The following is a 21,086-nucleotide window of genomic DNA, read 5'->3' as shown; positions in this document are numbered from 1 at the left end:
CACACCGCCGCACCCCCCCCCCCCCCCCCGCCCCCGCGCCGCCCCCCCCCCCCCCCGGCCCGGCGGCCGCCGCCCACCCCGGCCTGCCGCGGGCCGGCCGCCCCGCCGAGGAACTGCTCGCCGAACTGCGCGCGCTGACCGTCGCCGACCTGCCGACCCGCGGCGGGAAGACCACCGCGTACATCTACGACGCCGGCCGGCCCGAGGTGCGGGAGGCGGCGGCGCAGGCGTACCTGGCGATGCTGGAGGTCAACGGGCTCGACCCGACCGCCTTCCCGAGCATCGTGGCGCTGGAGCGGCAGGTGATCGGCGCGACCGCGTCGCGGCTCGGCGGGGACGACGCCACCCCGGGCATCTTCACCAGCGGCGGCACCGAGTCGATCATCCTGGCGGTGAAGGCCGCCCGGGACGCGCGGCCGGAGGTCGCCGAGCCGGAGATCGTGGTGCCGGCGACCGCGCACGCGGCCTTCCACAAGGCGGGCCGGTACCTGCGGGTCAAGGTGACGGTGGTCCCGGTCGACCCGGTGACCTTCCGGGCGGTGCCGGAGGCGATGGCCGCCGCCTGCACCGCGGACACCGTGCTGGTGGTCGCCTCGGCGCCGTCGTACGCGCACGGCGTGGTCGACCCGGTCGGGCGGATCGCCGCCGACGCGGCGGAGCGCGGCATACCGTGCCACGTGGACGCGTGCGTGGGCGGCTGGCTGCTGCCGTGGCTCGCCGAGGCGGGCGCCGCGGTGCCCCCGTTCGATCTGTCGGTGCCGGGGGTGACCTCGCTCTCCTGCGACCTGCACAAGTTCGGCTACGCGCCGAAGGGCGCCTCGGTGGTGCTGTTCCGGGACCAGGCGATGCGACGGGCCGCGTACTACGCGTGCGCCCAGTGGCCGGGCTACCCGGTGGTCAACTCGACGGTGCAGAGCAGCAAGGGCGCCGGCCCGCTGGCCGGGGCGTGGGCCACCCTGCAGGCCCTCGGGGCGGACGGCTACCGGGAGTTGGGGCGCGCGGCGCTGTCCGCCACCCGGCGTCTGGTCGCCGGCGTCGCGGGGATCGAGGGCCTGCGGGTGCTCGGCGAACCGGAGGCCACCCTGGTCGCAATCGGCGCCGACCCGGCGGCCGGCGCACCGCTGGACCTGTGGGAGCTGGCGGACGAGTCCCGGGCCCGCGGCTACTTCCTGCAGCCGCAGCTGAGCGTGGACGGGCTGCCCGCCAGCCTCCACCTCACCCTGACCGGGGTGAGCGAGGAGGGCGTGGACGGGCTGCTCGACGCGCTGCGCGAGAGCGCGCGGGCGGTGCGCGAGCGCGGCCCGGTCGAGGCGCCGCGGGACATCCTGGCGCTGCTGGAGGAGCTGGACTTCGACGAGCTGGACGACGCGACCTTCGCCGCGCTGCTGCCGGCCACCGGGCTGGAGCTGTCCGGCGACGGCGCCGCCCGGATGGCCGGCGTCAACCGGCTGCTGGACGCGCTCGCCCCCCACCTGCGCAACCAGCTGACCACCCGTTTCCTGTCGGCGCTCTACAGCCCGCACCTGGGCGGCTGACGCCGCGTCGCCGGCGGGTCGGGTGCCGGCGACGCGCCGCCCCGGCCCGGCCGGCCCCGGCGGACACCGGGGTCAGGCGGACGGTGGGTCAGGCGTAGGGCGGGTCATGAGGACGGCGGGTCAGGCGTAGGGCGGGTCAGGCGGAGGGCGGGTCAGGCGCGGTACATGGCGGCGATCCGGGTGATCTTCCCGGCGCCGTCCAGGGTGATCTCGTACAGGTTGCCGTAGCAGCCGTACTCGCCCTGGGAGGCCTTGTTGTCGGTAGTGCAGGCGACGACCTGCTGCAGCGCGCGGGCCACCGGGACGGCCTTCGCCTGGGTGCCGACCAGCAGTTCGGCGGTGGCACCCGGGGCGAAGAAGTAGGTGTCGTCGCCGGTGGTCGCCTCCCAGTAGCCCTCCCCGGGGACGTCCTTGCCGCAGACGAAGCGGGTCGGTGCGGCGCCGATCCGGTCCGGGCCGCCCCAGGCGACGGTCGCGCTGATCACCTTGTGGCCGCCGGGGCGCTGCGCGGCGGCGGTGCAGTCACCGGCCGGGACGGGCTTGGCGGAGGGCTTGGCGGTGGAGCCCGCGGTCGGCTTCGCCGTGGCCGTGCCGGTACCCGCACCGGTACCGGCACCGGTGCTCGCGGTCGCGCCGGCGCTCGCGCTCGCGCTCGCGCTCGCCGCGACGGTCGCCGCGGGTGTCGCCGAGGATCCGGCGGCCGTCGTCGTCCCGCCCGAGCTGCAGGCGGTCAGGGCGAGGGCGGCGGCGGCGAGCAGGAGGCTGGCGGCGGGACGACGGACAGACACAGTGGCATTCCCCGGATCGGTGGTGCGGACGACGGGGGCTGACGGCCCTCGCCGCCGCAGCGGCAAGAGCGACCGCATCCCCCGACGGCCAGTCGACCACGCCCCGGCGCCCCCGGCCCAGGTGGTTCCACCGGCAGAAATGCGGTCCGCCATACTTCTGCCGGGGGTCGCGACACCGGGTCGGGCACGCCGGCAGCGAGGAGCGTCGATGGACACCGAGGAGACCGGCACGCCCGGCCGGGGGGAGCTCGGGCGGCTGCTGCTGGAGCTGCGGGCCGCGGCCGGCCTCAGCCAGGAGGAGCTGGCCCACGCCGCCGGGGTCAGCGTCCGCGCGCTGGCCGACCTGGAGCGCGGACGCACCCGCGGCCCGCAGCGCCGCACCGTCCAGGCGCTCGCCGAGGCGCTGCGGCTGGACGCGGCCGACGCCGAGCGGCTGGAACGCACCGCGAGCCTCGGCCGGCCCCGCCCGCGGGCCGAGGAGCCGCCGCCCGCGCACCGCAACACCCTGGCGCTGCCCCGGGACATCGGCGACTTCACGGCCCGTCACCGGGCGCTGGACCGGCTGCTCGCGCTCGCCGCCGATCCCGACCCGGCCCACCCGCCGGTGGTCCTGGTCTCGGGCCAGCCCGGGCTCGGCAAGACCACCTTCGCGGTGCATGCCGCCCACCACCTGGCGGAGCACTTCCCGGACGGCCAGTACGTCGTCGACCTGCACGGCATGGGCCCGGAGCCGACCACGCCGCGGGACGCGCTGGCCCGCCTGCTGCGCGCCCTCGGCACCCCGGAGGGCGCCCTGCCGGCCGGCACCGAGGACCGGGCCGGGCTGCTGCGCGACCTCACCGGCGGGCGCCGGCTGCTCCTGCTGCTGGACAACGCGGCCGACGAGGAGCAGGTCCGGCCGCTGCTGCCGGCCACCGGCCGCTCGCTGACCCTGGTCACCAGCCGGCACGCGCTGGCCGGCCTGGAGGCGGTCCACCGGGTCGAACTCGGCCTGCTGCGCCGCGAGGAGTCGGTCGAACTGCTCACCCGGATCCTCGGCGCCGACCGGGTCGGCCGGGAGGCCCAGGCCGCCCGCGACCTCGCCGACCGGTGCGGGCAGCTGCCGCTCGCCGTCCGCATCGCCGGCCAGCGGCTGGTCGGCCGCCCGCACGAGCGGCTCGCCAAGCTGGCCGCCCAACTCGCCGAGCAGAGCAGCCGCCTGGACCTGCTGAAGGCCGGCAGCCTGGAGGTCCGGGCGGCCTTCGCGCTCTCCTACCGGCAGCTGGACGAGGAGGCCCGCAGGGTGCTGCGCCGGGCCTCGCTCGCCGCCGGCGGGGACTTCGGCCCGGAGACCGCCGCGATCCTCGCCGACCTGCCCCGGGCCCGGGCCTCCCGCCGCGCCGACGAACTGGTGGACGCCGGCCTGCTGCAGCCCGACCCGGCCACCGATCGGTACCGCTTCCACGACCTGCTGCGGCTCTTCGCCCGGGAGCAGGTGGAGGCGGAGGACGGCCCGGAGCGGGCCGCCGCCGCGCAGGACCGCACCGACCGCTGGATGCTGCGCCGGGCGGCCGCCGCCGCGCTGTTCTTCGACGCCGAGCCCCACCCCGCGGCCGCCGCGGAGGAGACCCGCACCGATCCCGACCCGGCGAGCGCGCCCGCCGACCGGGAGCAGGCCCGGGCCTGGCTGGAGGCCGAGCGCGAGCAGTGGCTGGCCTCGCTGCGCCGGGCCGCGGCGGCCGGCCTGCACCGTCAGGTGCTGGACACCGCCGACGCGATGCACTGGTTCTCCGACCGGAACCAGCACTGGGAGCTGTGGCCGGAGGTGTTCGGGCACTCGGTGGGGGCGGCCCGGGCGCTCGGCAGCCGCCGCGAGGAGGCCGTCCACCTCAACTACCGCGCCTGGGCGTTCAACCTCTGCGTCTTCGATTACGCGTCGGGGCTGGCGACCGCCGACGCGGCGCTCGCCGTCGCCCGCGAGCTGGGCGACCGTCAGCAGTGCGGCTGGGCGCTCGGCTACAGCGCCGGGGCGCTGCACCAACTGGGCCGGATCGAGGAGTCGCACCAGCGGCTGCGCGAGGCCGCCGTCCACCTGGGCGCCGACCCCTCGCCGCAGTCCAAGCTCGGCGAGCTGACCGTGCTCAACTCGCTCGGCAGCAGCCTGCGGCACGCCGGGCAGGCCGCCGAGGCGCTGGAGATCCACCGGCGCACCGAGGAGATCTGCCGGGCCGGGCTGCCCGGCCAGCCGGAGGAGCTGGTCGGGCTGTACCTCGCGGTCGCCCGCCAGCAGATCGGCAACGATCTGGCGGCGCTGGGCCGGTGGGCGGAGGCCGAGGAGCCGATGCGGTTCGCCCTGGCGCGCTTCGAGGCGGCCCGGATGCGGTCGTGGAGCGCACCCGCCCGGCTCGACCTCGGCCTGGTGCTGACCGGACTGGGCGCCACCGGGGAGGCCCGGCAGCTGCTGCTCGACGCCCGGGACTCGCTGGTCGAACTCAACAGCCCCCGCCGGCAGGAGGCGGTGGACGCCCTGCGTGCACTCGCCGACCGGGCCGATGCCTGACGCACCGCAAGGCACTGAACGGGAAGCGGTTCGGCAACGACCACGGCTACGCAGGAAGGCACCGACGGTGAACGAGTTCCTCATGGTGGCGGACGAGGAGATGCTGAAGTTCTTCTCCGGGATCGCCGACGTGCTCCAGGGCTTCGGCGCCTCCCGTGCCGAGGCGGTGGCCCGGGTCAACGCCGCCTGGGGACACCGGGCCTTCGACCCCTACCCGGACCTGATGTGCCACGAGTCCCCCGAGTTCTGGGCGTACGGGCTCTACTACGACGACGGGAAGAACGACGGCACCACCGTGCCGTACTGGGAGGAGAACCCCGACCGCAGCGGCTGGCTGGTCAAGCCGCCGCCACCCGCCGACTCCCCCGCCTGGACCCTGCCCCGGGAGGCGTGAGCCCCGGGGAGTGGTTGACGTATCAACCATCGGATCCTACGATCCGTGGTTGACACGTCAACCATTCCCGGAGGGATCCGTCATGTCCGTCGCCGCCACCGTCCTCAGCGTGCTGCTCGCCCTCGTCTCGCTGGCCGCGGGCGCACCCAAGACCCTGCTCAAGGGCCCCGCCTCGGCCGGTCTCCAACAGGCGGGCCTGAGCGCCGGCCTGATCCGCTTCATCGGCCTCGCCGAGGTCGCCGCCGCGGTCGGCCTGGTGGTCGGCGTGTTCTGGGCGCCGCTCGGGATCGCCGCCGCGATCGGCTTCGCCGCGATCATGGTCGGCGCCGTCGCCTTCCACGCCAAGGCCGGCGACTACGCCAACCCCGAGACCCGCGGCGGCGCGGTCGCGCCGATCGTGCTGGGCCTGCTCGCCGCCGCCACCGCGATCACCCTCGGCCTGGCCGCCTGACCGACCGCCGAGGCCGGGCCGACCACCAAAGCCGGGCCGACCGCCGAGGCCGGGTCGGCCGGGCGGTCCCGGTCAGGCCGGTTCCTCGTCCAGCGCCTCGACCACCCGCTCGGAGAGCCGGGCCAGCATCCGCAGCTCGGCCGGGGTGACCTGATCGAGGAACAGCTCCCGCACCGCGGTCACGTGCAGCGGCGCGGCCGCCTCGATCGCCGCGCGGCCGGCCTCGGTGAGCGCCACGAACGCCCCGCGCCCGTCCTCCGTGCACCCCTCCCGGGCCACCAGCCCGCGCCCCACCATCCGGGCGATGTGGTGGGACATCCGGCTCTTCTCCCACTCCACCGACCGGGCCAGGTCCTGGGCCCGCTGCCGCCCGTCCGGCGCCTCGGACAGGTGCGCCAGCACCGCGAAGTCCGCGGGTGACAGCCTCGACTCCGCCAGCAGCCGGCGGGACAGCCGCCCGACCAGCCGCTCGTTCATGCGCACGAAGCCGCGCCACGCCTGCTGCTCCTCCGCCGACCACCCCAGCGCCGTCTCGTCCATGCGCCCAGGGTATCCGGGGATGTGGTTGATGTGTCACCCAACGCGCCCGGGTCGGGGCGGCTACTCCAGTCCGGGCAGCGCGTCCTGGTCGCCGGGGACCGCCGCCGAGGCCGGGTCCGGCGTGCGGCACTCCGGGCCGAGGCGCAGGATCCGGGACTCGGGGTCGTGCAGGGGCCGCCCGCAGCGGCGGCAGCGGACCGTGGTCCGGGGCGCGGGCGGGATCGGCGGCAGCAGGGCGGGATCGGACATCGCACCAGTGTGCCGGGAAAAGCGCTCGCCCCGGGCCCGGCCGCCCGGCACAATCCCCGCATGCCGGAGAAACAGCGCCTCACCCCCACCGTCTACGTGTCGGTCGACATCGAGGCGGACGGCCCGATCCCGGGCCCGTACTCGATGGTGAGCCTGGGCGCGGTGACCGCCGGGTGGCACGACGCGGACGGCTTCCGCCGGTCCGACGGCAAGCAGGGCTTCTACCGGGAGCTGCGGCCGATCAGCGAGCAGTGGGACCCGCAGGCGCTGGCCGTCTCCGGCCTGGACCGCGCGGCGCTGCTGCGCGACGGCGCGGACCCCGCGGCGGCGATGCGGGCGTTCACCGACTGGGTGGAGCGGCTGCGCACCGGCCCGGACGGCCGCCGGTACCGGCCGGTGATGGTCGGCTACCCGGCGCCGTACGACTGGCTGTTCCTCTCCTGGTACCTGGTGCGGTTCACCGGCGGCAGCCCGTTCGGCCACTCCGGCTGTCTGGACGTGAAGACGCTGTACGCGGCGCGCGCCGGCGTCCCGCTGGCCTCCGTCGGCAAGCGCTCGATGGCGCCGGGGCTGCTGCCCGACCTCCCGCACACCCACCACGCGCTCGACGACGCCCGCGAGCAGGCGGTGCTGTTCGCCAACGTGTGGGAGTGGGACGGGGTCAGCCGGTCGGGCTGAGGGCGAGCACCGCGAGGTCGTCGGCGAGGGTGCCGGCGTACCTGCGCACGTCGCGGTCGAGGAAGTCGACCACGGACTCCGGGTCGGTGCCGGGGAGCCGGGCGAGCCGGGTGTCGAGCGGGTAGAAGTCGCCGGCGGTGTCGCGGGCCTCGCTGACCCCGTCGGTGTGCAGCAGCAGCGTCTCGCCGGGGTGCAGGCGCAGCGTGGTCGGCCGGTCCGCCCCGACCGCGAGGTACCCGAGGCCGAGCGGCGGCTGCTCGGCGCAGTCGACCGGACGGACGGTGCCGGGGCGCAGCAGCAGCGGGGGCAGGTGACCGCGGTTGACCAGGTCGACCCAGCCGTCGGGGCCGTGCTGGGCGAGCACGGCGGTGACGAAGAGCTCCTCGTCGTGGCGTTCGGCGGCCTCCCGGCGGACGTGCCGGTCGAGCTGGCGGGCGAGTTCGGCGAGGTCCGGGGTCTCGTGGGCGGCGTTGCGGAAGGCGCCGATCACGTCGGCGACGGTGCGGACCGCCTCCAGGCCCTTGCCGCGGACGTCGCCCAGCAGCACCCGGGTGCCGAAGCGGGTCTCGCACACCTCGTACAGGTCGCCGCCGACCGCCGAGTCGGCCTGGGCGGGCCGGTAGCGGGCGGCGGCGCGCAGCCCGCCGGTGCGGGTGGGGACGGGACGGAGCACGGCGTGCTGCAGGGTGTCGGCGACGGTGCGGACCCGGGCCAGGTCGCGGGCCTGGCGGCGGCGCTGCCAGGCGAGTCCGGCCCCCATCGCGCCGGCCAGCGCGGTGGCCAGGTAGGTCCAGAGGTGGTGCTGCTCCAGCAGGTGGTCGGCGCGCAGGGAGAGCAGGCCCTGGAGGACCACGGTGAACGCGGTGACGGCGCCGACCGCGACCGGTCCGAGGCTGAAGGCCACCACCACCGGCAGGACGGTGAGCAGGAAGCCCGCCGCCATCGCGCCGGGCACCGCGACCTCGAGGACCAGGTCGATGCCGAGCAGCAGGGCGGGCATCAACCGGACCCAGGCGGGTGCGCGCAGGGCCTCGGCGGTGGCGGAGTGCCAGCGGTCGGCGAGCGACGGCTGGACCGGTCGAGGTGCCGTCGCCGCGGGTGCGGACACCGACATGCGGGCCTCCTCGGGGGGCGGCTCGGGGGCAGGAGGACGGTGGTTCCTCCATCCTCGCCGAGCCCCCGGCCCGCCAACTGCCAACGAAGGTCCCCTCCGCGGGGGACCTTCGGCCCGGTTCCGGCGTGGTGCGGGTGTCAGCGCACGGCGACCGGCAGGGTCTGGTAGCCGCGCAGGACCAGCCGGTCGCGGCGGACCGGGGCGCCGGCCGGGGCGAGGGCGGGGAAGCGGGTGAGCAGCGCGGGGAAGGCGACCGCGGCCTCCAGCCGGGCGAGCTGCGCGCCGAGGCAGTAGTGCGGGCCGCCGCCGAAGCTGAGCGGCTGGTTGTCGCTGCGGGTCGGGTCGAAGCGGTCCGGCTCCGGGAAGCGGGCGGGGTCGCGGTTGGCGGCGCCGACCAGCAGGAAGGCGGCGGTGCCGTACGGGGTGGGGACGTCACCGACGGCGAGGCCGTCGGCGAGGGCGATCCGGGAGGTGAACTGCACCGGCGAGTCGTACCGCAGCACCTCGTCGGTCAGCCCGGCGGGCCGGATCCGGCCCTCGCGGACGCCGGCCAGGGCCTCGGGGTGCTCGAAGAGCAGGGCGAGGCCGTTGCCGAGCAGGTTGGTGGTGGTCTCGAAGCCGGCGATCAGCAGCAGTACCAGGTTGGCCAGCAGCTCCCGGCCGGAGAGCCGGCCCGGGTCCTGGTCGGCGACCTGGACCAGGGCGCTGACCAGGTCGTCCTCGGGGTGGGCGCGGCGGCGGGCGGCGAGCTCGGTGAAGTAGCCGGAGAGTTCGTCGGCGGCCTCGTCGGCGGCGTCGAGCTCGTCCTCGGTGGCGATCAGCTCCAGGACGGTGGTCAGGTCGCTGGTCAGGCCGCGGAAGCGGTAGCGGTCCTGCTCGGGGACGCCGAGCAGCTCGCAGATCACGCCGACCGGCAGGCGGAACGCGAAGGCCTCCATGAAGTCGACCGGGGAGCCGTCGGCGCCCTGCTCCGCCATCTCCTCCAGCAGCCGGTGGACGGCCGCCGTGACGGCCGGCTCCAGCGCGGCGACCCGGCGGGCGGTGAAGACCGAGGCGATCAGCGAGCGCATCCGGGCGTGGTCGGGTGCGTTGCGCTCCAGGACGGAGTGGCTGATCAGCTGCTTGGAGCGGTGGTTCGGGTACTCCGGGTCCCAGCGGGCGCTCAGCTCCGGGTCGGCGACGCCGAAGCCGGAGGTGCGCAGCGTCCGGTGGACGCCCTCGTAGCCGGAGACCAGCACCATGAACTCGCCGGCCTGCACCGCCGGGCCGAGCTCCTGGGCCGCCCGGTACAGCGGGTACGGGTCCGCCCTGCCCTCCGGGGTCATCAGCTGCTCGATGATCGCGGCGCCGTCCATGGCCTGCTCCCCCATCCGTCCGGTGGCCCGTGCCGGGTTACCGGTGGTCACAACGGCCCGCCGGTCGCGGGAAGTTCCCGTCCGGGTGGCTACCCTGGCCGCATGGAGATCTGGATCAACCCGCGCTGCAGCAAGTGCCGTACCGCGATCGGCGAGCTGGACGCCGCCGGTGCGGAGTACACCGTCCGCCGCTACCTGGAGGAGCCGCCCTCCACCGTCGAGCTGGAGGACGTGCTGGAGCGGCTCGACCTGGAGCCGTGGCACATCACCCGGATGGACGAGCAGGCCGCCAAGGACCTCGGCATGAAGGAGTGGACCCGCGAGCCCGCCGACCGCTCCCGCTGGATCACCGCGCTCGCCGAGCACCCGATCCTGATCCAGCGTCCGATCATCACCGCCGACGACGGCCACGCCGTGATCGCGCGCACGCCGGAGGCGCTGAAGGGGATCGTCCCCCGCTGACCCCGGGCGGAGGCTACGTGCGGCGGACCGCCTTCACCTCCTGGCCGGGGCGCCAGGAGCGGATCAGCAGGTGGTCGCCGCCCTCCACCTCGGTCAGCGCGACCTCCGTGAGGTCCAGCCGGAAGGCGTGATACGGGCCGGGGACGGCGGCCGGCAGCTCCGCCTCGTAGGCGGCCAGGTCGGCCGGGTCGGTCAGCTCCACCGCCGTGCCCGAGACCTTGGCGTCGCCGCCGGCCATCGTCACGTCGCTGGGGTTGCTGTGCAGCGCGAAGCGTCCGTCGCGCTGCAGGTCCAGCGCCTTCATCGCGCCGTACATCGAGCCGATCATCAGATCGGCGCCGATGAACTGCACCTCCGTCCCGCTCACCCGGGGCGCGCCGCCCTTGCGCAGGGTGGCCAGCACATGGTGCTTGTGCGACTCGAACCGGGCCCGCACCGCGGCGGCCAGGTCGTCGGCCTCGTGCTCGAAATCCTGCCAGGTAGCCATGGCGCCCAGTCTGGCAGTCGGCACCGACAATCCGTCGGTGCCGACTGCCAGACTGGGCGGATGTCGGAGAACTACATCGCCTTCCTGCGCGCGATCAACGTCGGCGGACGGACCGTGAAGATGGAACGCCTGCGCGAACTCTTCACCGAGCTCGGGCTGGACGGCGTGCGGACGTACATCCAGAGCGGCAACGTCTTCTTCTCCACCGCGGAGACCGACCGCGCCGCCCTCACCGCCCGGATCGAGGCACACCTCGCCGAGGCGCTCGGCTACGCCGTGCCGGTCATGCTGCGCACCGTGGACGAGGTCGCCGAGGTCGTCGACCTCGACCCGTTCGCCGCCGTCGAGGTCACCCCGGACCTGCGGCTGTGCGTGCTCTTCCTCTCCGAGCCGCTGCCGGACGGCACGGAGTTCCCGATCCACTCCCCCAAGGGCGACTGGGACATCCTCGGAGCCACTCCCGGCGCCGCCTTCGCCGTGGTACACCTGCGCAACGGACGCCTCGGCACCGACCCGTCCACCGCCGTGCCCAAGACCTACCCCGGCCGGACCACCGCCCGGTTCTTCCACACCACCGTCAAGATCCTCGCCGCCGCGAGGAAGGTCTGAGAGAGGTATCCATCGACCCGCTCGCCGCGCTCTGCGCACTGCTCGACCGCTCGGTGGCCGACCTCACCGAAGCGGCCGAGGACGCCCGCCGGTACGACCGGCCGCGGATCACGGACGTCTCCGACATCTGGGACAACAACTCGCGGCCGCTGTTCGCCGCGGTCTGCGGCCGCACCGCGTGGGGCCGGCGCCGGATGGCGCGGCGGGCCCTGGTCTGGATGGCCGCGCTCGGCGAGTCACGACGGGCCTGGATGGTCGAGCAGGCCGCCCTGGCCGGCCACGACCTGTCCTGGCTGCCCGTCCCGGCGCCGAGCGGTCCGTACCGGGACACCTACGGGAACCTCTGGCCTCAGGCGGTGCCCTACACCCCGGAGGCGGTCGCCGACTACCGGCTCGACCGGGCCGAGTTGCACCGGTTCCGGTTCGAGCGGGTGGGCGAGCGGCTGACCGGGCTGGTCGTCCTGACGGCCGAGCGGCGCTTCCCGGTGTACACGGCCCAGAGCGAGCCCCGGCTGGAACTCGGGCTGGAGGAGGTGACCGACCTGGCCCTGGACACCACCCGCCCGGCCGGCCCCGCCTCGGTCGAGGTCTCCGCCGACGGCGAGGTGGAGCTGCGGCTGGGCCCGGCCGGGTGGGTGCGCGGCACCGGGCTGACGGTGTATCCGCACGACAGCGCGTGGGCGTTCTCCGCGGCCGGCCGGGCGGCCGCGGTCGACACGGGCCCCGACGAGTGGACGGGGCTCCCGGAGTTGGGCCCGATGCCGAGCTGGACGCCCGCCGCGGGGCGGCTCGCCCGGGCGCTGCTCCACCGCACGATGCTGGACATCCGCACGGTGCGGATGACCGGCTCGGACGACATCCCCGACGTTGTCGGGCTCTGCCGGGCGCTGTCGGGCGCCGGGGCGGAGCTGTACGCGCTGTCCCGGCGGCCGGACGAGGCGGCGTTCCGTCGACTGGTGGAGGGCTGGCTGGAGCGCGGCGGGCCGCTGCTCACCGCGGTGCTGGCGGACGCGCGGACGTACGTCACGCTGCCCGCCGCCACCGAGGCGTGGGCGGACGGGCTGGCCGCACCCCCGGCCGAGCCCGCACGGCGGCACCCGGGGGCCGATCGGGTCGCGCTGCGGCTGGTCACCTACGTGCCGCAACCCCGTTACGCGGCGGTCCAGTTCGCCGTACCGGGGGCGGACGGCGGACCCTGGCGGATGGGCGCGGCGCCGGACGCCCGACCGGGCGAGGTGGTGCTGCGGGCCGGGGCGTTCCACGGGACGCACCCGGTGGCCTGGGAGCCGGACGGATCGCTGCTGCTCGGCGAGGAACTGCTCCGGGTGGTGCCCGGCGAGGCGGGGCCGGAGGACTGACCGTCCGTCAGTGCGGGTACCGGCGGGCCGGGCGCTGCGCGGGCAGCTCGTCGCGGAACTCCTCGATCAGGGACGGGATCTGACGGAACGTCTCGGTGCGCTCGATCCGGTCCAGGTAGAGGTTGTGCGCGGCGAGCGCCTCCACGGTGACGCCGAAGTACAGCGTCATCAGCGGGTTGACGAAGAGCTTGCTGCCCCGGGTGCGCTCGGTGAACCGGACATCGCCGAACTCGCCGCGCAGGGCCGCGGCGACCGAGCCGTGCACGATGCTCGGGTGCGCGGGGAAGGCGTCCTGCGCGTACGCCACCGCGTCCAGGTACAGCCTGCCCTCGCGGGAGTCCCGCGGCAGCGAGAAGGCGCCGAGGTAACCGCCGGCCCGGTCGAGCGCGGCCAGGTTCTCCAGCACCAGCGTGTGGCTGACGCCGTGGTGCGCGTCGATGCCGAAGCCCAGGCTGGCGACCAGCCGCTCGGGCACCTCGTGCAGCCCGGCGACCGCGGCGAGGCTCGCCATGTCCTCCTCCGGGGTGCCGAGGCCGGTCTCGTCGCCGCGCATCAGGATGTCGGTGCCGCCGTCGACCAGCAGGATCGCGTCCACCCCGCCCACGTGGTCGATCAGCGCCCGGTACGCGGCCCGCAGCGGCCGGACCCCGGTCTTCGCGAACGCCCAGACGGTGTCCGGCATCCCGTGCAGCCGCAGCCAGCGGGCCAGCGTCCGCTCGGGGAAGTAGCCCTCGTCGGAGCGGCCCTCCGGGGTGATCCTGGCCACCTCCGGGGCGAGCCAGACCCCCGCGTCGAGGCCGTACAGGTGGCTGAAGGACAGGTTCGCCAGGTGGACCTCCTTGCCGGCGGCGCGCAGCGCCAGCGCCAGCGGCAGGCCCGCGTACACGTCGAACCCGCCGCCGGCGCCGGCGATCAGGATCCGGTCGGCGGCCAACAGGCGGGTGATCAGGGGTGGCTGGAAGAGATCGGACATGGCGGGGACGCTAGCAAGGCCCCGGCGCGCGGCGCGGGGGATTTCCGGATCACCGCGTCCGGTCTGCGGGCGGGGCCTCGGCGGGCGGGGCCTCGGCGTGCGAGGCCTCGGCGTGCAGGGCCTCGATGCCCGCGGTGACGATCGCCAGGCCGCGTTCGAAGCGGCGCTCGTAGTCGGTGAACAGGTCGGTGCTCGCGGCGGCGGTCAGCGGCCGCTCGGGTCCGATCCGCTCGGCGCGCTCGGCCGGGTCGTAGCCGGGCGCCCGCTCGCCCGGCAGCGGGTGGACGGCCTGCTCCTCGATCACGAAGCCGACGGTGAAGCTGTACGCGGTGAAGTACGCCTCGACCGCCTCGGGCAGGGTGAACCCGGCGCGGACGAAGGAGCCCAACTGCCCCTCGAAGCGGTCGGTGTGGCCGGTGTCGGTGAGCCTGGTGCCGCTGAAGACCTTGGCGCCGTCGCGGTGGCCGAGCAGCGTCCGGCGCAGGGTCCGGCAGGTCAGGGCCAGCTGCCGCTGCCACGGGGTGTCGGCGGTGGGCGGCTCGCTGCCCGCGATCATCCGGCGGATCATCTCGGTGGCCAGCTCGTCCAGCAGCGCCTGCTTGTTGGCGAAGTGCCAGTACAACGCCGGCGCCTTGCAGTCGAGTTCGGCCGCGATCCGGCGGAGCGTCAAGCCCTCCAGGCCGACCTCGTCGAGCAGCCGCAGGGCGGTGTCGACGACCTGCGCCCGGTCCAGTTTCTGCGCCATGCCGCTGCCTCTCCCGCTGCTTCTCCCTGCTCGACGCTTGACAATTTAACACCGTTAAGGCCACTCTCGGAAGCACCGCAACTTAACGCCGTTAAGGAGAGCTGAGCCATGCGCACCGAAATCCTGATCGTCGGCGCCGGACCGACCGGCCTCACCCTCGCCTGCGACCTCGCCCGCCGCGGCGTCGACGCCCTGCTGATCGAGCGCGCCCCCGCCCTGTTCCCCGGCTCGCGGGGCAAGGGCCTCCAGCCGCGCACCCTGGAGATCCTCGAAGACCTCGGCGTGCTCGGACAGATCCGCGCCGCCGGCTCCCCCTACCCCGCGATGCTGCCCTGGGCCGACGGCACGGCCGGCGACCCGTTCCCGCTGATGCCCAGCCCGGCCGCCACCGAGCAGGTGCCGCACCCCGAGGTGTGGATGGTGCCGCAGTGGCGCACCCAGGAGATCCTGTACACCCGGCTCCGGGAACTCGGCGGCCAGGTGCGGTTCGACAGCGCGCTGCTCGGCTTCCAGCAGGACGCGAACGGCGTGACCGCCCAGGTCGAAGGCCTCGGCACGGTCACCGCCGACTACCTCGTCGCCGCCGACGGCGGACGCTCCACCGTCCGGCGGGCCCTCGGCGTCACCATGCTCGGCGAGACCGTCGACCCCCGGCCCTCACTCGTCGCCGACGTCCGCATCACCGGCCTCGACCGCGCGCACTGGCACGTCTTCCCCAAGGCCCCCGGCGGCGCACTCGCCCTCTGCCCGATGCCCGGCACCGACGAGTTCCAGGTCTACGCCCAGTACGAGGACGGCGAACCCGACACCAGCGCCGACGGCGTCCGCGCCCTCGTCGCCGCCCGCAGCCACCTCCCCGCGGACGCCGTCACCGACGTGCGCTGGGCCTCCGACTTCCGGCCGCGCGCCGCCCTCGCCGAGCGCTTCCGGGCCGGCCGGGTCCTGCTCGCCGGCGACGCCGCCCACGTCCACTCCCCCGCCGGCGGGCAGGGGCTCAACACCAGCGTCCAGGACGCGTACAACCTCGGCTGGAAGCTCGGACAGATCCTGCGGCACGGCGCCGACGCCGAACCGCTGCTCGACAGCTACGAAGCCGAACGGCTCCCCGTCGCGGCCGACGTCCTGGAGATCAGCACCTCCATCCACCGCGGCGGCGCGCTCGCCGGGCAGCCCGGCAGCGGCCCGCGGCGCGCCACCCGCGGCGAGGACACCGACCAACTGGCGGTCGGCTACCGGGGCGGCCCACTCAGCGCCGAACGGCGCACCGGCCTCGCGGACGACGAGCTCCAGGCCGGCGACCGCGCCCCGGACGCCCTCCTCGCCGACGGCACCCGCCTGTTCGACGCCCTGCGCGGCACCCACGCCACCCTCGTCACCGCCGGCACCGACGCCCCGCCCCTCCCGGCCGGCGTCCGCACCCTCCGCCACGACGCCTACGGCCCCACCGACGGCCGCCCCACCCTCTACCTGATCCGTCCCGACGGCTACATCGGCCTCGCCACCGAAACCCCCACCGACCTCACCCCGTACCTCGCCGCCCTCGGCCTCGCCGGCTGACCCCCGACACAGACGGCAAGCACCCGCACAAGGCGCAGCCCACCGACCCGCACACGGAAAACACGCGGCGGAGCCGGGAGCCCCCGGCGCCGGCCGACGTGCCCGCGAAGCGGGAAACGCACGGCAAAGCGGGAAGCCACCGGCGCCAGCCGACCAACCCGCGCAGCGGGAAGCCACCGGCACAGCCAACCGAGCCGCGCAGCGGGAACGCGCAGCGGGGAGCCACCGGCGCAGCCGAACAACCCGCGCAGCGGGGAGCCACCGGCGCCGGCCGGTGTCAGCGGGTGGGGCCCCAGAGCTGGTCGGTGCAGCGGGCGTAGGTGTCGCGCCAGTGCGGCCAGTGGCGGGCGGTCTCGTCGTCGCAGTCGGCGAGGAGGCGGTCGATCTGCGCGGGGTCGACGCCTTCGAGCAGCCAGACCAGGGCGTCCGAGGACGCGGGGCCGTCGGCGGCGCGGAGCAGGTCGAGGAGTTCGGGCAGGGTGCCGATCCGGGAGCCGGCCGGGAAGATGCCGTCCATCCGGGGCAGCAGCTGGCGTTCCTCGATCCGCAGGTGGGTTTCGAGCCGGGCGGCGAGTTCCTCGACCGCGTAGGCGACGGGCCAGCTGCTGGCGGGGTCGCGGGTGGCGATCCGGACGAGGGTGGTGACCCGGGTGAAGGAGTGGTCGAGGTTGTGGTGGTCGGCCTCGAGCCAGTTGAGCAGCAGGCGCAGCTCGGGTGCGAAGCGGCGGAGCAGCGGCCAGAGCCGGCTGTCCTGCTGCTCGTGGTGGCAGGTGATCATGGCGGTCATGAAGTCCCAGTGCCGCTGCAGCGCGTCGGCGGCGATCTCGTCGCCGGGCTGGAGCAGGCGCAGGGCCTGGGGCAGCCTGGCGAGGTCGCGGCGGAGCGCGGCGTGCACGAGCCGCAGGCCGGCGAACGGCATCGGCTCGACCCGCGGCGCGGGCGTCACCGGCGGCGCGGACGGCACGGCGTGGGAGCCGTCCGACTGGGCGGGGACGTACGTGGGCCCTACGGGCAGCAGGTGGCGGGGCATAGCGCTCTCTTCACGACTGGCTGAGGCTGGTCGGGCCGGGCGTCGCGGTGGCGGCGCCCCGTGCCTGATCTCCAGGGTGATGACAGAGCATCAGAGTCGAATCAATGTCCGATTGACGCGCAGGTCAGCGGCTTGCGGGCCGGTTGCTCAGTCGTCGTTCTGCGGGCCGGTGACGTTCTTGCCGAGCCATTCGAGGATGGCCGGGATCATCTTCTTGAAGTCCGACGTGAGGTGCTTTCCCCCGGGCTGCTCGTAGTACTCCACCGTTGCGGGGGCGGCGACCTTCGCGATCCAGGCTTTGACGAGCCTGGTCTCGTAGGCGTTGGCGCCGCCCGCGGTGGCGAGGATCCGGACGTCGGCCTTGCCGGCGGCGGCGAGCGCGTCGGGGCTGTTGGCGACGCGTTCCTGCTCGTGGCCCTTCCAGAGCGGGGAGTCGGGGTTCCAGTAGCCGTCGATGGGGACGGCCGCCTTGAAGACGTCGGGGTGCTGGAGGGCGAGCTTGGCGCTGCAGAACGCGCCGGTGGAGGCGCCGGCCACGGCCCAGCCGTCGCGGCCCTTGACGGTGCGGAAGTTGGCGCGGACGAAGTCCGGGATGTCCTCGGCCATCCAGGTGCCCATCTTCGGCTGGCCGGGGATGTCGCTGCACTCCAGTGCCTTGGCCTCGTTGGATTCGAGGTTCTGCACCGGCATGATCATGATGAAGGGGTGGGTCCTGCCGGCCGCGGCGAGCTGGTTGTCGATCTCCTGGATCGGCAGCTGGTTGTCCGTCCAGGTGTTGTACCCGGCGCTCTGGCCGCCCGCGTACAGGGTCAGGACCGGGAAGCCGTAGTCCTTGTACTTGGGGTCGTTGTACTGCGGCGGCAGCCAGACCCACACCTGGCCGGTCACGCCGGACTTGGCGCCGGTCAGCCTGGTCACCATGATCGGACCCGCCGCGGTGTCCCGGACCTTGGCGAGGTCGGCCGCCGGGCCGGTCGGCTGCAGCACCTTCTTCGGCTTGGGCGGCGGGGTGCTGCTCTGCGCGGCGGAGGGCGTCGTGCTCGCGCCGCCGCCCGGTCCGAGCGCCGCCTTGGCGTCGCCTGCCGTCGTGCCGCCGCTGCCGCACGCGGCCAGCGAGGACGCCAGGGCGAGCGCGGCGGCGCCCGCCAGGACGGCACGGGTACGGGTGGTACGCAGGGGCAGCGGCTGCACGGTTCGGTCTCTCCGGGCGTGGTCGTGCCCGGTCGCGGCGAGCCGGGCGGCAGCGCGGGGCACCGCGCCGTTCGTGATCCTATGACGGTCCGGTGACGGACTCGGTTGCGCCGCACACGGCATCCCCGCCGCTCGGCGGGGGTGGGAGCCCGCCGGACGGCGGGGGCGGGGCCATCGGCCGGGGGCGGGCGTCAGCCGGGTGTGACGGAGCCGACCCTCCCGGGTGGTGCTGCCACGAACCGCCAAGCGGGCGGCCCGGCCGGCGGCCGGTGCTTGGACGGTCGTACCGGTGACGGCCGCCACTGTGGTACCTGATCATCGGAAGGATCAGCGCCGTCCCCAGGGAGCCCAGCCATGTCCGATCAGGTCGCCGTCGTCACCGGAGCCGGCAGCGGTGTGGGCCGCGCCGTCGCGCGCGAGCTGGCCGCCGGCGGCTGGCGGCTGGTGCTCGCCGGGCGGCGTCCGGAGCCGCTGGAGGAGACCGCGGGCCTGGCGGGCGGCGGGGCGCTGGTGGTGCCGACCGACGTGACCGACCCGGTGGCGGTGGACGCGCTGTTCCGTGCGGCGGTGGACCGGTTCGGGCGGGTGGACCTGCTGTTCAACAACGCGGGCGCGTTCGGCCCGCCGACGCCGGTGGAGGACCTGGGGTACGAGGAGTGGCGGGCCGTCGTCGACCTCAACCTGACCGGGGCGTTCCTCTGCGCGCAGGCCGCCTTCCGGCGGATGAAGGAGCAGCGGCCGCAGGGCGGGCGGATCATCAACAACGGCTCGATCTCCGCCCACGTGCCGCGCCCGCAGAGCATCGCGTACACGGCGACCAAGCACGCGGTCACCGGCCTGACCCGGTCGCTCGGTCTGGACGGGCGTCCGTACCGGATCGCCTGCGGTCAGATCGACATCGGCAACGCCGCCACCGACATGACCGCCGCGATGTCCGCCGGTGTCCGGCAGGCCGACGGCCGGATCGCCCCGGAGCCGACCATGGACGTCGCGGACGTGGCCCGCACGGTCCGCCACATGGCGGAGCTGCCGCTGGAGGCCAACATCCCGTTCGCCACGGTGATGGCGACCGCCATGCCCTACCTGGGCCGGGGCTGAACCCCCGGGCCGCTCACGCCGGGACGGCGCGCAGCGCGCCGGGCCGGCGGCCGGTGAGCCGGTCGAGGGCGGCGGCGGTGGCGGCGTCGGCCGGGAGGTGGACGAGGATGCGCAGGTCGTCCTCGGCGGGGAGGGAGAGCGCCTCGTAGCCGAGCCGGAGCTCCCCGACCGCCGGGTGGTTCAGGCGGTGGACGCCGCTGGGGGCGGGCAGGCCCGACACGGTCTCCAGACGTCGGGTGAACTCGGGCCCGACGACCGAGAGTTCGTCCATCAGGTCGGCGATGTCCCGGTTGATGCGGCCGGGCCCCTGCTTGAGCAGGGCGACCTGGAGGTCGGCGACGGCCGCCCAGTCGGGGTAGGCGTCGCGGGCCCTCGGGTCGGTGAACACGTACCGGGGCAGGCTGGGCAGCGGCGCGTCGAGCAGGCCGACGGGTCCGACCAGCTGCCGGTAGCCCTCGGTGTGCGCGAGGATCTCGCCGAGCCGGTTGAGCAGCACGGCGGGCCCGGGGCCGAGCCGGTCGAGGACGGCCTGCACACCGGGGCGGACGGTGCGCATGGGCCCGGCGCCGCCGGTGCAGCCGACGATGCCGTCGGCGGCCTTGGTCAGCCGGTAGAGGTGGATCCGCTCGCCGGTGGCGAGTTGCAGGGCGTCCGCGAGGGCGGCGACGACCTGCGCGGACGGGTGCCGGTCGCGGCCCTGTTCGAGCCGGGTGACGTACTCGACGCTGACGCCGGCCAGCATGGCGAGTTCGGCCCGGCGCAGTCCGGGGGTGCGGCGGCGCGGGCCGGCCGGCAGCCCGGCGTCGGCGGGGGTGAGGGCTTCGCGGCGGTTGCGCAGGAACAGGCCCAGCTCGTTGTCGCTCACCCTTCGCAGCCTACCGACCGGCGCGGCGCCGAGGGTGGCCCTGCCACTACCAGTCTCCGGCCGGTCTCCCTCCCGGTCGTGCGGACCGGCACGGTGGGGTCGTGGCCACGACCCGGGGCCGCCGACCGACCGCGAGGAGAACCCAGATGTCCGCCCAGTCCCTGAAGCTCGCAGTGATCACCGGCAGCGTCCGCGAGGGCCGGTTCGGCCCGGTGGTGACCCGGTGGTTCGCCGAACAGGCCGCCGCGCACGGCGGGTTCGAGCTCGACGTGATCGACCTCGCCGAGTTCTCGCTGCCGCTGGAGGGCCCGTCCGTGCCGCCGGCGATGTCACCGGACGTGCCGCGCCCGGAGGCGATGGCGGGGCTGACCCGCCGGCTGGGCGAGGCCGACGCGTTCGTGGTCGTCACCCCGGACTACAACCGCTCGTTCCCGGCGTCGCTCAAGTCGGCGATCGACTGGCACTACGCCGAGTGGGGCGCCAAGGCGGTCGGTTTCGTCGGGTACAGCGGCTCCACCGGCGGCATCCTGGCGATCGAGCAGCTGCGGCAGGTCTTCGGCGAGTTGAACGCGCACACGGTCCGTGAGTACGTGTCGTTCCCGCGCTTCTACCTGCTCTTCGACGAGGACGGGGCGCTGCGCGAGCCGGCCGGCCCGGAGCAGTCCGCGAAGGCGATGCTGGACCAGCTGGCCTGGTGGGGCGGGGTGCTGCAGGACGCCCGCGCGACCCGGTAGCGGCGACTCACTCGTCGTGCGAGTGCCGGTACCGCACCACCGGCCCGTCCTCGTCGAGCCGGTAGACGCTGGTGGTGGGCCAGTACTCGCCCGCCTCGACCGCCGGGAGGTCGACGCTGAGCACCAGACGCAGCGCGGGCGGCGGCGCACCGGCCCGGACCCGCTTGCGGAGTCCGTCCCAGCGGCCGCCGCAGAGTTCGACGGAGAGGACGGCGGATACGGTGTTCACCCGCCGATCCTCCCAACCGCCGTCCTCAAAACGACGTTTGAACCCGGATCACCACCCCTTCGGGCGGTCTGTCCGCTCTGCCCGTTACCTGATCCGGACCACCTG

Annotated in this window: 23 protein-coding genes; 11 read left to right on the top strand and 12 right to left on the bottom strand. The window is 75.1% G+C overall.

Annotated elements, in window-relative coordinates:
* Window positions 1-1,535, top strand: a 1,535-nt coding sequence (locus tag ACGFX4_RS13425; RefSeq protein WP_393072804.1) for a pyridoxal phosphate-dependent decarboxylase family protein, incomplete at its 5' end; no start/stop codon positions are given.
* A 152-nt stretch (window positions 1,536-1,687) separates the two neighbouring features.
* Here the strand turns inward: ACGFX4_RS13425 and ACGFX4_RS13420 are convergent.
* Window positions 1,688-2,323, bottom strand: a complete 636-nt coding sequence (locus tag ACGFX4_RS13420; protein WP_393072802.1) for a hypothetical protein — start codon at window positions 2,321-2,323, stop codon at window positions 1,688-1,690.
* Window positions 2,324-2,531: 208 nt separating this feature from the next.
* Here ACGFX4_RS13420 and ACGFX4_RS13415 point away from each other — a divergent pair, with 208 nt between their 5' ends.
* From ACGFX4_RS13415 to ACGFX4_RS13405, 3 genes are all read left to right on the top strand, one after another.
* Window positions 2,532-4,862, top strand: a complete 2,331-nt coding sequence (locus ACGFX4_RS13415; protein WP_393072800.1) for an ATP-binding protein — start codon at window positions 2,532-2,534, stop codon at window positions 4,860-4,862.
* 67 nt (window positions 4,863-4,929) lie between these two features.
* Window positions 4,930-5,256 carry a hypothetical protein gene (locus tag ACGFX4_RS13410; protein ID WP_393072798.1) on the top strand — a complete coding sequence of 109 codons (327 nt, stop codon included), beginning with the start codon at window positions 4,930-4,932 and terminating at the stop codon, window positions 5,254-5,256.
* Window positions 5,257-5,338: 82 nt separating this feature from the next.
* Complete coding sequence (locus tag ACGFX4_RS13405; RefSeq protein ID WP_393072796.1) at window positions 5,339-5,707, top strand: DoxX family protein; 369 nt, start codon at window positions 5,339-5,341, stop codon at window positions 5,705-5,707.
* Between the two features lie 72 nt (window positions 5,708-5,779).
* Here the strand turns inward: ACGFX4_RS13405 and ACGFX4_RS13400 are convergent, their stop codons facing one another.
* Complete coding sequence (locus ACGFX4_RS13400) at window positions 5,780-6,247, bottom strand: MarR family winged helix-turn-helix transcriptional regulator (protein ID WP_393072794.1); 468 nt, start codon at window positions 6,245-6,247, stop codon at window positions 5,780-5,782.
* 60 nt (window positions 6,248-6,307) lie between these two features.
* The gene (locus ACGFX4_RS13395; protein WP_393072792.1) at window positions 6,308-6,496 is read right to left on the bottom strand and encodes a DUF6011 domain-containing protein; all 189 of its coding nucleotides are present in this window, start codon (window positions 6,494-6,496) and stop codon (window positions 6,308-6,310) included.
* Between the two features lie 60 nt (window positions 6,497-6,556).
* Between ACGFX4_RS13395 and ACGFX4_RS13390 the strand changes: the two genes are divergently transcribed.
* A complete protein-coding gene (locus tag ACGFX4_RS13390) occupies window positions 6,557-7,174 on the top strand; it encodes an exonuclease (RefSeq protein WP_393072790.1) in 618 nt (205 codons plus the stop codon).
* Here the strand turns inward: ACGFX4_RS13390 and ACGFX4_RS13385 are convergent.
* Window positions 7,158-8,288 (bottom strand): PP2C family protein-serine/threonine phosphatase, encoded by a 1,131-nt coding sequence (locus ACGFX4_RS13385; RefSeq protein ID WP_393072788.1) that lies wholly within the window; start codon window positions 8,286-8,288, stop codon window positions 7,158-7,160. The two genes, ACGFX4_RS13390 and ACGFX4_RS13385, sit on opposite strands and share 17 nt — an antisense overlap.
* 137 nt (window positions 8,289-8,425) lie before the next feature.
* The gene (locus ACGFX4_RS13380; protein WP_393072786.1) at window positions 8,426-9,643 is read right to left on the bottom strand and encodes a cytochrome P450; all 1,218 of its coding nucleotides are present in this window, start codon (window positions 9,641-9,643) and stop codon (window positions 8,426-8,428) included.
* 102 nt (window positions 9,644-9,745) lie between these two features.
* Between ACGFX4_RS13380 and ACGFX4_RS13375 the strand changes: the two genes are divergently transcribed.
* Window positions 9,746-10,105, top strand: coding sequence for an ArsC/Spx/MgsR family protein (locus ACGFX4_RS13375; protein WP_345696731.1), 360 nt, complete (start codon window positions 9,746-9,748; stop codon window positions 10,103-10,105).
* A 13-nt stretch (window positions 10,106-10,118) separates the two neighbouring features.
* On the opposite strand, the gene ACGFX4_RS13370 is transcribed toward ACGFX4_RS13375, so the two are convergent.
* Window positions 10,119-10,592 carry a pyridoxamine 5'-phosphate oxidase family protein gene (locus ACGFX4_RS13370; RefSeq protein ID WP_393072784.1) on the bottom strand — a complete coding sequence of 158 codons (474 nt, stop codon included), beginning with the start codon at window positions 10,590-10,592 and terminating at the stop codon, window positions 10,119-10,121.
* 60 nt (window positions 10,593-10,652) lie between these two features.
* Between ACGFX4_RS13370 and ACGFX4_RS13365 the strand changes: the two genes are divergently transcribed.
* Window positions 10,653-11,201, top strand: coding sequence for a DUF1697 domain-containing protein (locus ACGFX4_RS13365; protein WP_393072782.1), 549 nt, complete (start codon window positions 10,653-10,655; stop codon window positions 11,199-11,201).
* A gap of 53 nt (window positions 11,202-11,254) precedes the next feature.
* Window positions 11,255-12,559, top strand: coding sequence for a hypothetical protein (locus ACGFX4_RS13360; protein ID WP_393072780.1), 1,305 nt, complete (start codon window positions 11,255-11,257; stop codon window positions 12,557-12,559).
* Between the two features lie 7 nt (window positions 12,560-12,566).
* Here ACGFX4_RS13360 and ACGFX4_RS13355 read toward each other — a convergent pair whose 3' ends face one another.
* A complete protein-coding gene (locus ACGFX4_RS13355; protein WP_393072778.1) occupies window positions 12,567-13,532 on the bottom strand; it encodes a DUF1152 domain-containing protein in 966 nt (321 codons plus the stop codon).
* Window positions 13,533-13,581: 49 nt separating this feature from the next.
* Window positions 13,582-14,277 carry a TetR/AcrR family transcriptional regulator C-terminal domain-containing protein gene (locus tag ACGFX4_RS13350; RefSeq protein ID WP_393072776.1) on the bottom strand — a complete coding sequence of 232 codons (696 nt, stop codon included), beginning with the start codon at window positions 14,275-14,277 and terminating at the stop codon, window positions 13,582-13,584.
* Window positions 14,278-14,385: 108 nt separating this feature from the next.
* Between ACGFX4_RS13350 and ACGFX4_RS13345 the strand changes: the two genes are divergently transcribed.
* Window positions 14,386-15,834 (top strand): FAD-dependent monooxygenase, encoded by a 1,449-nt coding sequence (locus tag ACGFX4_RS13345; protein WP_393072774.1) that lies wholly within the window; start codon window positions 14,386-14,388, stop codon window positions 15,832-15,834.
* Between the two features lie 277 nt (window positions 15,835-16,111).
* Here ACGFX4_RS13345 and ACGFX4_RS13340 read toward each other — a convergent pair whose 3' ends face one another.
* On the bottom strand, window positions 16,112-16,864 hold the full coding sequence (locus ACGFX4_RS13340) for a hemerythrin domain-containing protein (protein ID WP_393072773.1): 753 nt from the start codon (window positions 16,862-16,864) through the stop codon (window positions 16,112-16,114).
* A 147-nt stretch (window positions 16,865-17,011) separates the two neighbouring features.
* Complete coding sequence (locus tag ACGFX4_RS13335; RefSeq protein ID WP_393072771.1) at window positions 17,012-18,055, bottom strand: alpha/beta hydrolase; 1,044 nt, start codon at window positions 18,053-18,055, stop codon at window positions 17,012-17,014.
* A 354-nt stretch (window positions 18,056-18,409) separates the two neighbouring features.
* On the opposite strand from ACGFX4_RS13335, the gene ACGFX4_RS13330 reads away from it, so the two are divergent.
* Window positions 18,410-19,153: an SDR family oxidoreductase gene (locus ACGFX4_RS13330; RefSeq protein ID WP_393072769.1), complete on the top strand. Its 744-nt coding sequence runs from the start codon at window positions 18,410-18,412 to the stop codon at window positions 19,151-19,153.
* Between the two features lie 13 nt (window positions 19,154-19,166).
* On the opposite strand, the gene ACGFX4_RS13325 is transcribed toward ACGFX4_RS13330, so the two are convergent.
* Window positions 19,167-20,018: a helix-turn-helix domain-containing protein gene (locus ACGFX4_RS13325; RefSeq protein ID WP_393072767.1), complete on the bottom strand. Its 852-nt coding sequence runs from the start codon at window positions 20,016-20,018 to the stop codon at window positions 19,167-19,169.
* 146 nt (window positions 20,019-20,164) lie between these two features.
* On the opposite strand from ACGFX4_RS13325, the gene ACGFX4_RS13320 reads away from it, so the two are divergent.
* On the top strand, window positions 20,165-20,752 hold the full coding sequence (locus ACGFX4_RS13320; protein ID WP_393072765.1) for an NADPH-dependent FMN reductase: 588 nt from the start codon (window positions 20,165-20,167) through the stop codon (window positions 20,750-20,752).
* A gap of 7 nt (window positions 20,753-20,759) precedes the next feature.
* Here ACGFX4_RS13320 and ACGFX4_RS13315 read toward each other — a convergent pair whose 3' ends face one another.
* A complete protein-coding gene (locus ACGFX4_RS13315) occupies window positions 20,760-20,981 on the bottom strand; it encodes a hypothetical protein (RefSeq protein WP_393072763.1) in 222 nt (73 codons plus the stop codon).
* Window positions 20,982-21,086 lie beyond the last annotated feature (105 nt).

The organism is Kitasatospora sp. NPDC048365 (assembly GCF_043200835.1).
Taxonomy (GTDB): Bacteria; Actinomycetota; Actinomycetes; order Streptomycetales; family Streptomycetaceae; genus Kitasatospora; species Kitasatospora terrestris.
This window is presented reverse-complemented; position numbering and strand designations above follow the sequence as displayed.